The sequence below is a fragment of the Okeania sp. SIO2C9 genome, assembly GCF_010672455.1.
Lineage (GTDB): Bacteria > Cyanobacteriota > Cyanobacteriia > Cyanobacteriales > Microcoleaceae > Okeania.
Window position 1 is genome coordinate 1 of sequence record NZ_JAAHGO010000050.1, and the last position, 16871, is coordinate 16871.

General features: G+C 36.0%; 12 protein-coding genes. 5 read left to right on the forward strand and 7 right to left on the reverse strand.

What is annotated here, in order from left to right; all coding sequences use genetic code 11:
- Both F6K23_RS28125 and F6K23_RS28130 read right to left on the reverse strand, forming a co-directional pair.
- Positions 1–475 (reverse strand): transposase (locus tag F6K23_RS28125; RefSeq protein ID WP_293161913.1); only part of this gene is annotated, 475 nt, incomplete at its 3' end.
- Between the two features lie 43 nt (positions 476–518).
- A complete protein-coding gene (locus F6K23_RS28130; protein ID WP_293161915.1) occupies positions 519–752 on the reverse strand; it encodes a hypothetical protein in 234 nt (77 codons plus the stop codon).
- Between the two features lie 694 nt (positions 753–1446).
- On the opposite strand from F6K23_RS28130, the gene F6K23_RS28135 reads away from it, so the two are divergent.
- On the forward strand, positions 1447–1989 hold the full coding sequence (locus F6K23_RS28135; RefSeq protein WP_293161917.1) for a hypothetical protein: 543 nt from the start codon (positions 1447–1449) through the stop codon (positions 1987–1989).
- 105 nt (positions 1990–2094) lie between these two features.
- Here F6K23_RS28135 and F6K23_RS28140 read toward each other — a convergent pair whose 3' ends face one another.
- Positions 2095–2511 (reverse strand): CoA-binding protein, encoded by a 417-nt coding sequence (locus F6K23_RS28140; protein WP_293161919.1) that lies wholly within the window; start codon positions 2509–2511, stop codon positions 2095–2097.
- A gap of 697 nt (positions 2512–3208) precedes the next feature.
- On the opposite strand from F6K23_RS28140, the gene F6K23_RS28145 reads away from it, so the two are divergent.
- The 4 genes from F6K23_RS28145 (at position 3209) to F6K23_RS28160 (ending at position 5946) form a co-directional block, all read left to right on the forward strand.
- Positions 3209–4294 (forward strand): alpha-hydroxy acid oxidase, encoded by a 1086-nt coding sequence (locus tag F6K23_RS28145; protein ID WP_293161921.1) that lies wholly within the window; start codon positions 3209–3211, stop codon positions 4292–4294.
- A gap of 208 nt (positions 4295–4502) precedes the next feature.
- On the forward strand, positions 4503–5012 hold the full coding sequence (locus F6K23_RS28150) for an NINE protein (RefSeq protein ID WP_293161923.1): 510 nt from the start codon (positions 4503–4505) through the stop codon (positions 5010–5012).
- A 420-nt stretch (positions 5013–5432) separates the two neighbouring features.
- Positions 5433–5831, forward strand: coding sequence for a nuclear transport factor 2 family protein (locus tag F6K23_RS28155; protein WP_287525047.1), 399 nt, complete (start codon positions 5433–5435; stop codon positions 5829–5831).
- Entirely contained in the window at positions 5815–5946 is a 132-nt protein-coding gene (locus tag F6K23_RS28160) for a hypothetical protein (RefSeq protein ID WP_293161925.1), read from the forward strand. The genes F6K23_RS28155 and F6K23_RS28160 overlap by 17 nt, the downstream gene beginning before the upstream one ends.
- An 829-nt stretch (positions 5947–6775) precedes the next feature.
- On the opposite strand, the gene F6K23_RS28165 is transcribed toward F6K23_RS28160, so the two are convergent.
- The 4 genes from F6K23_RS28165 to bchD form a co-directional block, all read right to left on the reverse strand.
- On the reverse strand, positions 6776–8269 hold the full coding sequence (locus F6K23_RS28165) for a M48 family metallopeptidase (RefSeq protein WP_293161927.1): 1494 nt from the start codon (positions 8267–8269) through the stop codon (positions 6776–6778).
- Positions 8270–9506: 1237 nt separating this feature from the next.
- Positions 9507–12446: a response regulator gene (locus F6K23_RS28170; protein WP_293161929.1), complete on the reverse strand. Its 2940-nt coding sequence runs from the start codon at positions 12444–12446 to the stop codon at positions 9507–9509.
- A gap of 1590 nt (positions 12447–14036) precedes the next feature.
- On the reverse strand, positions 14037–14282 hold the full coding sequence (locus F6K23_RS28175) for a hypothetical protein (protein ID WP_293161931.1): 246 nt from the start codon (positions 14280–14282) through the stop codon (positions 14037–14039).
- Between the two features lie 23 nt (positions 14283–14305).
- Complete coding sequence (gene bchD, locus F6K23_RS28180) at positions 14306–16330, reverse strand: magnesium chelatase ATPase subunit D (protein ID WP_293161933.1); 2025 nt, start codon at positions 16328–16330, stop codon at positions 14306–14308.
- Positions 16331–16871 lie beyond the last annotated feature (541 nt).

A 16871-nucleotide genomic window follows, 5' to 3' on the forward strand; every position in this document is an offset into this window, starting at 1 on the left:
TGGGAATTGGTACAAATTCTGAATTACTTTTTTTTCCTAATTCTATTTGATTTTTCTGACCTTTATTCCAACCAAAAACAATTGTACCGAGCTGATTTTTTAAACAATGATTAATGACTATTCTGGCTGCTTTATTGATACCGTCACGCATTTGGCGGTTACGCTTTTCTGTAATTGCAGCTAGTTTATTTGACCAAAATCCAGTCGGTTTATTTTCTTTGATAGTTGATATCTGTTTGTTGTACCAACGATTCATTGATTTGAGATGTTTACCATCTACTATCAAGCTCGTACTTACATTCGATACACAGGTCAACCAATTATTTACACCATGGTCAATTCCTAATACATTGTCTTGATTTAACTGAGGTTTAACTATTACTTCTTTTTCATAGACAAACTCCCAATAAAAACATTTGTTTCTCGGTAATATTCTCAGTTCTTTAATAGATAAAAATTCGAGATTACTCGGCATAGGAATATAAAAGCAATCTAGACCAAACCAGCGCTTACAAGTATTACAAGCGTGGTACTCTAATTTGATTACCTTTAAGTTTTAGTGCTTGCTTGGGGTAACTAACTGTAGTCATTCCCCCTTTTTTTCTGTAGTTAGGAATCCTTGGTCTATCTGATACTTTTCCTTGACTATAGGCAATAATAAGACCATAATAAGACCTAAATGATTCAGCTACAGTTCTCAATATTTGTTGTGCTGCAATTAACATCATTCGCCAGCTGAAATTAGCATGCAAAGTGATTTTGCTTGTGCTGATTAGTTGACAACTGAAGTATTGCCTAAGTATAGCAATAATGCATGGGAATTGGTATAAGAGTTGAATACTCTCTACTTATGGATTGGACGTTTTACACATTCTGCATGGACTACTTATGTATGTAATGTGTAGTTAACTACTGAAAGTATACCAGCCTTTCAGGGTTTGTCCTTAATACCTATATACTTATCTACAATAATCAAGATAGAAAGTATTGTTATATAGTATCTCTATTTGAGTTGTGCAGAAAATAGCTTTAAATTAGGCAATAGAGGTATGGCTTTCTGACTTTTTATGTATGAGTCTGGATTTTTTACAAATTATTTAAGACTGCTATATACAGCATTTTTCATATCAGTGAGGTACAGCGGACAAAATGCCCGCACTACAAAAACTTTATTGAATCCTCGCCGTTAAGTGGGAGGTCTTCTTTAATATTTGTACCTCATATAGTACCGAATCTGTTGTATTTTTTTTCTGATAAAGAGTTTAAATACTAAAGAGTTTAATCATAATGTTCGACCTTAACAACTTTCAGAAATCGCCATACCAAAAAACTCTAAATTTCCTGCTAGTTGGCTTCATTATTTTTGAACTTTTATTAGTTATAATTTATCTTGGCAGTATCTTAATTAGTGGTAAATCATATCCCCTGTTTGATATGAACAGTCAAATGAATATTTCTTCTCTATTACAAGCATTACATTTATTGATAATTGGATTGATCCCTTTGATATTACTGTTCAAAGAATGGCATTCTCAAATTCCCCCTTCTCATTGGTTTAAATTAACCTTTGCTCTACTCTTAATTTATGGTGCTATTGATGAAGTATTTAAAATTCATCTACAACTAAAAAACTGGATTCCTTGGTTAGGCGAACGTGGTTGGCTGCAAATATATATAATTATTTTTATTATGCCTTTGATTGTCTTTTACTCAGACCTACAATTCTTGTGGCGTTCCTATCGTCGAGAAACTTTTTTAGCACTACTAGGAATGTTGATTTTTGCCATTGGAGGATTTGGAGCTGAAATTTTTAAAGATATTGCTCAACCTTTGCTCAGTTTATTATTTACACAAGATTTTTTAATGAGTTTTATTGAAAACATTCGCATTGCTTTTGAAGAACTTTTTGAACTAATTGGTGAAAATTTAATTGCCTATGGATTTTTACTTTTTCTGGGCAAAAGACTCGTGCCGATACGCGGAAGTTAAAAGTCAAAAGTTAAAAGTCAAAAGAATTGATTTGTAATTGTTTGAGAATTTTGTAACTGGTAAGTTATTTCCGCCATCTTGCACTAGATAAAAATCAGAAAATAATTAGCCAAGAAGTCTCAAATACTCAACCTTAATACAAACATCCATTGCTAAATTTAAACCTGCATCTAATGCTTTATTTGCTGACTGCCAATCTTTAACACCTAGCTGAGTCCAAATAGTTTTTGCATGAATAGCGATCGCTGAGTCTACTATTTCTGGTAAATATTCAGAACGGCGGAATACATTAACAATATCCACAGGTTCAGGAATATCTGTTAAAGCAGCATAACTACGTTGACCATCAATTTCTTTAACTACTGGATTAACAGGATAAATTTTATAACCTACATCTCGTAAAAATCTAGCAATTTGATAGCTAGTACGAATTGGTTGATCAGAATGACCCACCACAGCAATTATTTGAGAATTTGTTAGTATCTCTCGCTTCAGACGATCGTTAGTATTCAAATTGACCATGATTTTGTTTAATAAGCAATATATTCTAAATAGGACAATATTATGATATAGCAATATGATTTGAGTTGTGAGATATTGGAGAGTTTTAGGGAACAGGGAACAGAGAACAGGGAACAGGGAAGAAAAAAACGAATATATATGAAGTTAAGATAACTGCTATATTCTATACTTGAAAGGAACACTTCAATTTTTACATCTGATTCCTGATTGCTATATAATATAAATTAATTTTTTATCCAAAATTTATAATATTTTGATAATTAGTTATGACCGAAAAATTATGGTCAATAATCTCCCATTTTAAGGGGATAAAAAAAGAGAATATTCTAGATTTAAAGCCTCTAGTTGAAGCAAGAGGTACTGAATTTTGTAGTTCCGATTATAGGAGGCTAACTGATAACTGAAATGACGAAATTTAGTAGTGAGTATTCGCGTTAAATTTATGCAAAACAGCCTTTTTTTTAATTAGATGCTAGACAGTTTTTTATCCTCTACAGCATCAGACTTATAAGCACTATTTAAACTGTTGAAAATTACCATTTTTTTTGCGGGTTTAATACCCCACCGTCAACCAGGGAGCTTAAAGTTGCTTAGGGTTATCAGACACGGAGTTGCCGGTCGTTGACTATCCATAAGCAATTTTTCCTTCTGCCTTCTGCCTTCTTCAACATTTAATCATTACCAATTACCAACAATAATGAACAAACCAATTAATATCTTCGAGTATGGATCTTTAGCAATACAAAATTTATCTCAAATGGCACGAGATTATTATGCTAGTGGCGCATGGGATGAAATTACTTTGCAAGATAATCGTATTGCTTATGAACGATATAAACTACGACCTCGAATGTTAGTAAATGTTAGCCAGCGAAATTTAACTACAAAAATTCTGGGACAACATATTAAAATGCCAATTTTAATCGCCCCTATGGCCTTTCAATGTTTAGCACATCCAGAAGGAGAATTAGCAACAGCAAGAGTAGCAGCAGATTTAGGTACAATAATGGTATTAAGTACCATGTCCACTAAAAGTTTAGAAGATGTGGCATTAGCTCCAAATGTGCCAAAAAATTTTTGGTTTCAACTTTATGTACATCGCGACCGCGCTCTAACTCGTGCTTTAGTAGAAAGAGCTGAAGCTGCAGGTTATCAAGCATTATGCTTGACAGTTGATGCGCCAATTTTGGGCAGAAGAGAACGCGACCGCCGAAATAAGTTTACTTTACCATCTGACATGGAATTAGCTAATTTAACGTCGATGGCAAATTTAGAGATTCCTCAGAGTGAAGATGAGTCTGGGTTATTTGCTTATTTTGCCAATCAATTAGATCCAGATCTTACCTGGGGAGATATAGACTGGTTGCAGTCATTGACATCATTACCTGTAGTAGTTAAAGGAATTTTGCGGGGAGATGATGCCATTCGAGCTGTAGAACATGGGGCAAAAGGCATTATTGTTTCTAATCATGGAGGTAGGCAGTTAGATGGAGCGATCGCCACTCTTGATGCTCTCCCAGAAGTAGTTGCAGCAGTGGGACATCAAGTTGATGTACTGATGGATGGAGGTATACGCCGGGGTACAGATATTCTTAAAGCATTAGCATTAGGGGCAAAAAGTGTTTTAATTGGACGTCCGGTTTTGTGGGGACTAGCAGTGAATGGAGAAGAAGGGGTGTATCATTTGTTGGAGTTATTGCGCGATGAATTAGAAGTGGCAATGGCATTGAGTGGCTGTGCTAAGATCGAAAATATAGATTCTAGTTTAGTTCGTTATATTTAAATTGAAGAAGGAAGAAGTGGATGGGGATTCAAACCCCAACCAATTGTAAACACCGCAAGTGACGGCGGGGTATTAAACCCAAAAGAAAAAGATAAAAATTTCAGGTTAATTCATCTAATTGGGTGAAGTTTTCTATAGTGTAAGAATTCTATAATTGAGTCAGATATAAAGTTCATATAAGGTTTTTATTTAGATGGTGAGTAAAAAAATGAACAAATCTAAAATTATTAATAATTCCAAAGTATATGAAACTAAAAATACAGGTATGGCTTACCTTTTATGGTGTTCTGGTTTCTTAGGTATTTGCGGATTACATAGATTTTATTCTGGGAAATATGTAACTGGTAGTTTGTGGTTAGCTACTGCGGGTTTATTAGGAATTGGTCAATTTTTTGATGTCTTCTTTATTCCTGGAATGGTAGAACAGAAAAATCTCAAAAATTTCAAGAAACAATTAGATTCTGGGGATATATATAATTATTTTCCTCAAGAACAAATAGTGAGAATGTTAGAGACTAATCCTCCAAAATCAGATACACAAATTATTCTCCAACTAGCTAAGGAAAATCCAGATGGAATTTCAATAGCAGATTGTATCATCGCTACAAATAAAACAGTACCAGAAATGAAAGAACTATTAAAAAAATTATATAAAGAGGGCTTATTGGAAATGGATAATCACCCCGAAACAGGGGCTGTTATTTATAAAGTATTTTAAATTTTTAGATTGTTTAAGTTGAGCTTATTTCTTAAATCTCTAATATGATGTTCTCTTGAATACTTATAAATCAGGGAGTAGGTCATTTCAGTTATCAGTTATCAGTTATCAGTTAGCTTCATAAGGTAAATACCTAACAAGATATCTTTACTTCATACAAATAATTGCTATTATTGTTTTTGGCGTGCGATAAAAGGTTAATCAATTGAGCTATAATTAAACCTTAATATGAAAGTCGGCTTCCTTGACTTTAAAGTTTATATTCATTTAAACACTGTCTTTAAGTGGATAGTCTTATTGCTGAGAGCTGAGAGCTGACAGCTAATAGCTGTTTGCGCAGCATTCCGCAGGAAATTCTTACATTCCCTATTCCCTAGCGCGTAGCGCTATATACAAATATAATTGTTGTAAAAATCCACAATGACTCAAACAGAAATAAACACAATTACCGTTGCTAAAAAGGCATTTGATAAATTTACTCATGGTTTAGCAACTGGAGAATGGGAAGCATTTTTGGATATGCTTACTGATGACTTTACCTTTTGGTTTCCTGTAGGAAAATTTCATGGTTTAAACGAAGGAAAAGACCGCGCTAGAGAATTTTTTCAGTATGTTTCTGAAGCTTATAGTGAAGGACTGTTAATTACTTCTTTAGACAATATTACTAGCAACAAAACAACAGTAGTATTTGAATTTCGGGATGAAGGTCCGATGTGGGGAAAAGCTTATAAAAATCGAGTAGCAGTTTCTTTTGATGTGAGAGGAGATAAAATTTGTTCCTACCGAGAATATTTAGGTAGTGATGGTAAGTCGAATTAATTTTTTAAAGAAGGAAGAAGGAAAAAGGAAGAAGGAAGAAGGAAGAAGGAAGGAAGGTTTTAGTTATCTAGGAGGGAAGGAAAAATCTGGCGTTCTCGAAGTTTTAAGCTTTTGATATGTCCGCGTCTTTTCCTTCGACTGCTATATCATGTCAGGATAATGAGTGATATTAAAAGGGTAATAATTAATTATTAATTATTAATTATTAATTATTAATTGCTGAATATTCCCTATCTAAATTTCTGAAAAATCTTTTTTCTTTTCTACTAATAATGCTTTAGCTTTTTCCTGAATTTTCGCATGATATATTACTCCTTCATAAGCATAACGATTATAACCACTATTAACAATTAACTCCTCTAAATAAGGAAGAAGGAAGAAGGAAGAAGGAAGAAGGAAGAAGGAAGGAAGGTTTTAGTTATCTAGGAGGGAAGGAAAAATCTGGCGTTCTCGAAGTTTTAAGCTTTTGATATGTCCGCGTCTTTTCCTTCGACTGCTATATCATGTCAGGATAATGAGTGATATTAAAAGGGTAATAATTAATTATTAATTATTAATTATTAATTATTAATTGCTGAATATTCCCTATCTAAATTTCTGAAAAATCTTTTTTCTTTTCTACTAATAATGCTTTAGCTTTTTCCTGAATTTTCGCATGATATATTACTCCTTCATAAGCATAACGATTATAACCACTATTAACAATTAACTCCTCTAAATAAGGAAGAAGGAAGAAGGAAGAAGGAAGAAGGAAGAAGGAAGGAAGGTTTTAGTTATCTAGGAGGGAAGGAAAAATCTGGCGTTCTCGAAGTTTTAAGCTTTTGATATGTCCGCGTCTTTTCCTTCGACTGCTATATCATGTCAGGATAATGAGTGATATTAAAAGGGTAATAATTAATTATTAATTATTAATTATTAATTATTAATTGCTGAATATTCCCTATCTAAATTCCTGAAAAATCTTTTTTCTTTTCTACTAATAATGCTTTAGCTTTTTCCTGAATTTTCGCATGATATATTACTCCTTCATAAGCATAACGATTATAACCACTATTAACAATTAACTCTTCTAAATAACGTACCCTTTCTGCTGTCTCTGGATGAGTAGATAACCAAGCAATAATACCTCTATCTTCTGTGTCTTCATTCAGAGTCTTCATTAAATTTCTTACCCCATCTGCTGCATAATCTGCTGATACTAAAATTCGCGTTCCTAATACATCTGCTTGACGTTCCATTTCTCTACTATAGTTAAGTACAATTAAATTACTAACTACACCACCCGCATAAGGAATATATTGAGTAACACTACCAATTAAATTACCTTCAGACATTAACTGAAATCCATGAGATAATACAGTATGAGCTAATTCGTGAGCAAGTAAACCTGCTAATTCTGCTTCAGAATTTGTTTTAACGATTGCTCCTAAATTAATAAATATTTGCCCACCAGGCAAAGCAAAAGCATTAAGATTTTCATCATTAATTATATAAAACTGATATTCAAACTCGTCTCTACCAGTCATTTTTGCAAGTTTTTGTCCGATAGTATCAATATATTCAAGAATTGTTTCATCTTCAACCATAGGTAAACTTTTAGTGGCAGATTTTGCTAAATTTTTGCCAATTTTTGATTCTCCTCGGAGCATTAATGCTGTTGTTTGAACAGCATTCATAGCAGCAAATGGATTACCAGTAAGAGCTACTCCTAAAGCACCAGTCACAACATTAGCAATTGTATTTCCTCTTAATTTTGATTTGAGTTGAGACTGAAATTTTTTTCTATAGGTTTCTGCTAATTGATTAAATTCATCAACTTGGGAATGTTCGGGATTCATTAAAGCAAATTGTTGGGCAGATAAAGTTGCTTCTAACCATTTTTTTTCATTTGCTAGAGCAGTAATTTGAGCTTTCATTAATTCTGGTTCGTTGGGATATAAACTCGCTGCTTGATGTAATATTTCTAAGGATAATTCTGTTTGTTCATCAGCTTTTAATACTTCTGCAAGTTTAATATGAGCTGGAATAAATTCAGGATATTCTTTGACTAATAATTCTAAAGCTATAAATATTTGAGTCTCTAGATTTTTAGCTAATCCTTCTTGTACTTGTCGCCAATAAACTTGAGCTGTTACTGGTAATTCTGTAGGTTCATAAATTGGTTTAGGGCGATTAATTTTAGCTTCAATATCTTCAGAAAATGGTTCTTTTACTTCTCGGTAAAGTTTTTCTGCTGCTGCTGTTTCTCCTGCTAAATAAAGTCGGTCTGCTTCTGCTAATTTTTGATATGGTGTTTCTGGCTGAAAATTCGTAGGAAATATTTTTACTGACGGAGGTTTTTGAGGTTGATTTTCTAGAGTATTTGTTTCTGCTAAAGCTAAATTTTGCAGGGAAAATAAGCTGATTATAATTGTGAAATAATTTAGTAAAAGTTTCATAGTGTTATTGGAGTAAATAATTTTATTTATATAGGACAAGAAAGAAGAAAGAAGGCTTTAGTTATCTAGGAGAGAAGAAAGAAGGCTTTAGTTATCTAGGAGAGAAGAAAGAAGGCTTTAGTTATCTAGGAGAGAAGGAAAAATATTGTGTTGTCTGAGTTTTAAGCTTTTGATCTGTCAAATACAGTAATGGCGACTGCGATAATAGAGAATAGGGAACGGGAAGATGGTAAATTAGGAAGTAAGTATTTCCTGCGGAATGCTGCGCAAATAGCTATTAGCAGTTAGCTCTTCCTAAGGAATGCTGCGCAAACAGCTTTTTAATGAATTAAGTAAAAATTCGTTTAACTTATACTACATTTTCTACCCACAAATTGAAGCACAAAAAAGACTTGTTTTGAGTTTTTAAACCATACAATTCAAGTTAATGAAGCTGATAGCTGATAGCTGACGACTGTTTGCGCAGCAGTCCGTAGGAAATACTTATCATTAGGAATAATATACTATGTCTGGACGATTAAGTATAATAAAAATGTTCTCCTCTAAATGTTGAATAAATATTCCAAATTTTTGCTCCGTTTCTAGTGTTATCTCTTGAATTTATATGATATTCGGTAGAAAAGTTATAATTAGGGTTTGCTGAAAAAGTCTTTTTTAAGGAGTAGGAGAGCGGGGGAGTAGGGAAGTAGGGGAGAATTTTTTTGCCCAACTCTCGCCCAAAATACACTCCATGCTCATGCATGGAGTGCTGAAAACCAGGTACTTTTTCAAGACCGAAAAAATCTAAAACCTTTACCTGTAAATGCTTTGAGATTTATTCAGCAAGCCCTAATTAGGCTTGTAGTTTTCTCTAGCAATAATATAAGTATTGTAAGGGCTAAAGCCCAACTACAAACAAAAACTTTATTGTCGCTAATTAACGGGACATGATATAAGTATTTTACTTCATTCCTATTATCGTTAAAAGTATTACCGAATAATTAATAAATAAAATGTCGCAATATCCCTAGATAATTCCCACTCTCATCCTTTCTTTATCCTGAGCAAAAAATAAGGTCTCAAGCCTCCTCTTTCAAGGGGATGAAAAAGCGGTCGAGAGATGGCGAGGAAACCTCGCGATATCTAATCGACCAAGAGAAAATCAAGTTCAATATTTCAAGCCTCTGACTTTAACTAGAGGTACTGTTAACGCAGTTCTGACCATAGGAGGCTAACTGATAACTGAAATGACTCCTGACTAGTTCTTCAATAAACTTTTTACAATATCTAATACCTTTTCTTCAACATAAGGTTTTGTCATATAAGCACAATTGTTAACTAATTGTTCAATTTGTACGCCCATTCTGGATGCTCCCCGAGAAGTCATAAAAACTATTGGTACATTTTGTAACTTAGAGTCTTTTCTAATTTTCAAAGCTAACTCTTGACCACTCATCCTCGGCATTTCTATATTTAATGAAATCAAATCAACCTGTAAATTATTTTGCAATTTCTTCCAAGCTTCTAACCCATCTTTTGCTACTTCTACCTGATAGCCAGCTTTGATAAAAGTCATACTCAAAAGTTCGCGAACAGTAATAGAATCATCCACAATTAAAATAGTCTCATGCTTCACACATTTGTTCAAAATATTATTGATAGTTTCTAACACTTTTTCCTCAGTCAAAGGTTTGTTCAAATAACAACAATAATTAAATTCTTCCTGAATTTTTTTCTGTTTATTTCTAGCAATAGCACGATTAGTCAAAATAGCGATTAATATATTTTTCAACTTAGCATCATTTCTGATTTTTTTAGTTAGTTCATAACCATCCATTCTCGGCATTTCTAGATCTAATAAAATCAAGTCAACGTGTAAATTATTTTGTAATTTTTCCCAAGCTTCTACTCCATTTCTAGCAATTTCCACCTCATAACCAGCATTAGTAAAAGTCGTACTCAAAAGTTGACGAACTATAATAGAATCATCAACAATTAGAATAGTATAAGATTTCAACCATTGACGACTGCACATATCACTCCGGTCGATAACTGCCTCTTGCAAAGCTCCTACTGAAAATTTGGCTCCTACTAAATTAGCACCTCTAAGATCGGCCTCAGCAAATACTGCCCCCTCACAATTAGCATTCTGTAGATCGGCACCCCTGAGATTAGCACCTTGAAAATTCAAACCCTGCAAATTTAAACCACTTAGTACGCAATTAGAAAAATCATTATCTCCCACTTCCAACCTTTTCCGAATTCTCTCTTGCCATAGCTTTCTCATAAAACCCTTCCGAGCAAACCCACCCGTCAAATAACGTAACTTCCCATCACATTCTATACCGTGAAGATTACCCTCACTATCATACCAGTTGAGCCAAGGTAACAACCCCTCTGGAGAATTCAGGGTAAAATTTTCATCCTCCTGATAAGCATCTCCACCTTGAGAATAACCACGTCCTACACAACTGATAAAATTTTCCTCTACCTTCGCCTCATCCTGAGTAAATAATGTTAGCCAAATTCTTTCCTGCACGCTGAAACCAAAATGCCCACAAGAATATACCATCCAGAGTAAATCAATTGTTTGTAAATCTAGTAAAGGCAATTTATTAATAAATTTCCAATTGAGGCAACCAGGAAGATAACCATAAAGCGAACAAGAGGGAAACTCCTGTTGATGAATACTGTGAAACATTGTCTGGTAATGTTGCAGCAAGTCAGTGAGTTCGCGAAATCTATCTGGTTGAGTATGTTTGTCAATTGTCTTCAAAATTTCCCGAATTTCCTTAACACCTTTTTGTACTTCTACTCTCAAGGCAATTTCACAAAACAAGCGGAAAGTTTCCCAGTCTGCTTTTTGCCATTGAGATGCTGCCAATAAATCTCGCAACTTCCGGTAGTTAACCCCTAGTGCCGATCGCAATTCTAGATCGGTTACAGATTTTTTTTCAGGGTTAAACATCACATCTTTGGGACGTTGCCAGATTTTTTCAATAATTTGCGCGATCGCTTCTGCCACTGTTTCCGATGAAATATAGCCTTCCCCCAATTTTTGCCACAACTGGGAAGGTATATAGTAAGGGCGAGACATTTTTTGATAAAGTTCCTTAGCAAAACCTCCCGTTAGTCCTACCGGAATCACCACCGCACCTGCTGCCACTGCAATTTCAGCCTCCTGTTTAGCTCCCGGTCCACCTTCAATAAGTACATATATTGATGCCATCTGAGCCAGAATTTCTCGGCGCTCAGATAGAGTTTTACCTCCATAAAGATTTACACCATATTCCCACGGTTCAAATCCAGTAGGCTGAATATGGTAAACTGGGGCAGATTTATTTTGCTGTTGATGCTCTCGCCAGAAACTCAGGGATACTGCTTCGGGTACACCCATAACTCCACCAGTCAACAGAGCTAAATTTTCTAATGTTGCCAGTTGTCTACCAGTAGCTTTGCATATTGCCTCGGTAGTCACACCCCAAAATGAGGTACTCCCAATAATAGCGACTCTACGCTGACATTCAATTTGAGCAATTAACTTTTGAGATATTGGAACTTGAGTTTGTGAGGAAGAAGTGGGAGAAGTTATATCAGTTGGTAGATGTGCTTGATATTGTTCGTAATCATTCGACTCGCGACAGACAAAAATTATTTTCCAGGGGAGAGAGTTGTGTTGCAAAAATTTCACCACTTCTGTCATGGCTATTTTTGCAGCCCAATCTCTGGGAAACCCACGCATTCCCGTGCTGATACAGGGAAAAGCTAGAGTATTAATTTGATTTTTTGCTGCTACCTCCAGACAGTTATGATAACATTGAGCTAACTGTTGACTAGAGGTTTTGCTATTAGTTTTATCCCAAACGGGGGCACAAGTGTGAATGATATACGAAGCCTTGAGTTGATAGCCTTTAGTAATTTTAGCTTCACTGATATCGAGCCATTCTATTTGTCTGGTTGCACTTGTGAGTGCTTCTCCTGCTACTTGATGAATTTTTGTACATAGTCCGTAACTGCGGAGATTATTGTTAGTTGGATTAACAATTGCCTCTACTTGCTGAGAAATAATATCGCCTTGAGTAATAGTGATACGTTCACTCCATTGTAGATTTTCTCTAGGAGTATGGCGATTTTTACCTAAAATATTCATTAATTTATTTAAAACTGGTATATATAATATATTATAATTATTATACATAACTTATCTCCTACTTATGGATATAGTTAGGTCATTTTAGTTATCAGTTATCAGTACCTCAAATCTGAAGTAGGAGGCTTGAAATACTCAAGTTTATTTTTTTTTCATCCCCATGAAAAAAGGAGTCTTGAGACCTTACTTTTTGGTCATAGAAGTAGTTTAATCAGCAATGTATTTTTATTATTATAGACAATAAATATTTCAGGTTATATCATGTCCGGATAATTAGTGATGAAAAAATTTTCTCCTCTTCTATTTCCCCTTCATTTCTTTTTCTTCCTTCTTTTTCCCTCCTGACTCCTGGCTCGTGACTTGTGACTCCTCTCTAGTTATTTATAACTATTCAACCGGACATAATATTAGAGGTGTAGACATATCCAGCAAATAAATAAATCTTTTCTCTAACCCTTGTAAGGAACTTTTCTAAAACGTCTATAGAACCCCTAAGCGTATCTTCATAAATATCAAGTTTTTTTAGCTAGGAGACAGGAGACAGAAGACAGGAGACAGGAGGGAAGATGTGGGTTCGTGATCATACAAAAAATGCAACACTCCTTCATATGATTTTTCCTCACTCATTGATGCGCGAAAAGACTTGACTACCATAATTATACCAATTTGATAAATGTTTGTTACAAATGGTAGAAGTAAGAAAGAAGGAAGAGGGAAGAAGGAAGAAGGGGTAAATTTAAAAAAAAAGGGAAAAAAGATAGATATAACTATCTCAAATGAACTGGAGCAGCGATTTTTAAGTATATCCGATCAATATCTACCTTTTTGTAGCATTCTTTTTTCAAATTGGTATTATATAGCTATCAAATGGGTTCTATACATAATACCAATTCCCAGGCATTAATGCTATACTTAAGTAGCACTTCAATTATTAAGTAATTAACACAAGCCTGATCACATTTTTGATAATTAGCACCCTATACCGTTTCACGGAAGTCAGAAATCAGAAGTCAGAAGTTATATCAAGTTGCACTGATTAACCACAATATAAAAAGATGAAAAAGATGGCATAATCCTCAAGAGTCATCTTATAGATGACTTAAACTATTAGCCAAGGATTGAAATCTTTGACTTGGCGAGCCATATCATATCATGTCCGGTAGCATCGGTATTTTCAACAATTAATAATTCGGTAAAAATAAGAATAATTAACATTAACGCAAGCTAAAATTAGTAAAAAAGTTATTCTACTCGTGTTAATTACTTAATAACTGAAGTGTCACTCAAGTATAGCATTAATGCCTGGGAATTGGTATAATTTATTAGGACTTACGCATATACACTATATTGACTGAAGGCGAATACCATTCCCCCCTACATATGGTGTTTTTAAGGTGATTCTGCGTAAGTCCTGTTTATGATGGCTAATTAATGAGACTTGATATTAGAAGTGAAATTAAACATCTCCAATAATAAAAAGTCAAATCAATTATCCCACTCTTATTCATCAATTCTTTCTCCCTGCTCCCTACTCCCTAGTCTATCTTTTCTGGAGATGTCTATTCGATCAGGAGTAAAATTAAGAGGCTGTTTGTCAACAAAAGTTAAAGATAGGATGTGTGTTAACGAAGTCAGAAGTCAGATAGGGGAGCCGTCGGTAGGGCGACGTACAGAAGTTATTTTTGTAACGGGGATGCGTGAGCAACTCTCCAAAAACCCGATCGCCTTAAAAGGCAGGGTTGCGCGACCCATATTATTTTGATCAAATAGGGAAAAAGGTTGAAATTTACCCCCATATCCCCATATCCCCATATCCCTATCTCCCCATCTCCCCATATCCCCATATCCCCATCTCCCTATCTCCCTATCTCCCCATCCCCCCATCTCCCCATATCCCCATCTCCCTTTCAACCAATAGCATCCTTGAGAGCATTCTGAGTCATAGCAGCGATCGCTTGATCTGTCGCCTTAGGTAAATGATAATACTTACCCCCTGCTTGCTTCGCCAACTCCTTGGCAAACCCAGTCGAAACAAACTTATTCTCAGTATCAATCATCAATAACTGAATCCCCAAACCCCGAACTTTACCAGCAATTTCCAACAACTCTTCCTTAATATTCGGCTTCTCATCATCCAATATCGGTTCACCCAACGAACGCGCCAACGGAATATTACCGCGTCCGTCCGTAATAGCCACAATTACCACCTGCCCAACATCACCAGACTGCTTGGCATTCACACCCACTCTTACCGCCTGAGTCAAACCATGGGCCAAAGGCGAACCACCACCACAAGGCATCTTTTCCAAACGTCGTCGCGCTGTAGTTATCGAACGAGTAGGCGGTAACAACACCTCCGCTTGTTCCCCTCGAAAAGGAATCAACGACACCTGGTCTCGACTCTGATAAGCTTCCGTCAACAACTGCATCACCGCTCCCTTCGCCGACTGCATCCTATTTAACGCCATCGAACCCGAAGCATCAACCACAAAAACCACCAAAGCACCCGCCTTTCTTGCCAACCGCTTTGCCCGCATATCAATAGGTTCCACAATCACTTTACGATTTGGCTGACGTTCGCGACGAGACTTCTGATAAGGAGCAGCAGCTCGCAAAGTCGCATCAACCGCAATACGTCGCACCTGACCCTTCGGCAACATCGGCTTCACATAACGCCCCCGGTCTTCAGAAAAAATCACACTCCGACTACCAGACTTACCTTGACGGTTTGCTGTTTGAGCAAACATCAGCACACTATCATCCAGCACCACTCCCTCCGGGTCAAACAAAAATTCTTCAGGAATACTTGCCTCTTCTTCCTCTGGAGGTTCCGGGTTTTCCTCATCCTCATCCTCATCCTCCTCTTGCTCATCTTGAGACTGGTCTTCTGGTGGGGGTGGTGGTGGAGGTGGCGGTTGTTGCTCCTCTTCTGGAGGAGTTTGCACTATTGTTGCCCGTGGCACAATAACTAACTCCACGGCCCGACGCAAGTCATCAGCATTAATTGTTGTCCGTCCATCCAGTGCTGCTGATGCTTTGGCCACTCGCACGGCAAAAAGTTCTGCCCTATGTCCTTGCACGCCTCCACGAATTGCTTCTTCTACTAAATATTGGATTTGTTCGTTGGTGATGGTGACATCTTTTACCCACTCCCTGGCTAAAAGAATCTGAGTTTTGAGATTATCTATATCTTCTGCATATCGTTCGAGAAAAGCTTGGGGAGATTTAGCATAAGCTAAAGCTTGTTCTACTGCCTCTACTCGTTGGTCTAAACCTAAAACCATATCTGCTGAGAGGGCGATCGCTATTCTATCCAGCAAATGTTCTCGCAATGGGCCTTCTTCTGGATTATAGGTAGCGATAAATAGAGGTTTACAAGGATGTTGAAAACTAATACCTTCCCGCTCTATCTGATTTCTCCCTTCTGTTAATACTGTGAGTAATAAATTGGCAATATTGTCGTCCAGCAAATTAATTTCGTCTACATATAATACTCCTCGATGAGCTGATGCTAATAATCCTGGTTGAAAAACAGTTTCTCCCTGTGTGACTGATTTTTCCACATCTACAGAACCTAATAACCGATCCTCTGTTACTCCTAGAGGGACTTGAATAAAAGGTGCAGGTATAACTTCAGTGAGAACTTCTACTGACGTGGGGTCGGCATACTGCTCTAATAGTTGGTCGTCCCATTCTTCGGGATAGTTAGGGTTACAGTTACTAATGGAATTTTGAACAATTTCAATGGGAGGTAGGAGTGAATGTAGCGCTCTGGCCATTACTGATTTGGCAGTACCACGACGCCCAGCAATGGCAACTCCTCCTAATTCCGGATCGACGGCGGTTAACAATAGGGCTAGTTTGATTGCTTCTTGTCCGACTACGGCAGCTAGAGGAAAGTTGATGATGGCGGGAGGGTTTACTACAGGCATAGTTTAAATAGTTTGACTCTTGGTTTTTAGGATATCAAAATAATGGGACATATTTTTCTCTCGGGGTTGGCGATCGCGGTAGTGATGCGGAGCATTATCGCTTCGAATGCCAATCCTTATATATCTTCTTATTTTAAAGTTACACTTTAATTAAAATATTATTGTTGTACATTTTATTTTTTTACTACTGCAAAATAACTTTCAATTAATATTATTAATTCTTATATGTAGCATAAGTAATAAAAATATATAAGTGAGGGGTTTTACCCCTTAATGAGGTTATACTACGTTTAGTAGATGCACCCTGATAGTTATCTGTCCCTCTGTCAATGTTGACAAAGGGGCTTTTTTTTTATGTATGATAGATCTGGGTGCTTAGTTTAATGAAACTTATGCTTTGTTTAATTTATGATATTTTTTTTAAATTACTCAAATAGTGGGGTTTACCCCTTGCGGGTGTTATACTACGTTTAGTAGATGCACCCTGATAGTTATTTGTCCCTTGGTCAACATTGACAAAGGGGCTTTTATTTTTTAGATT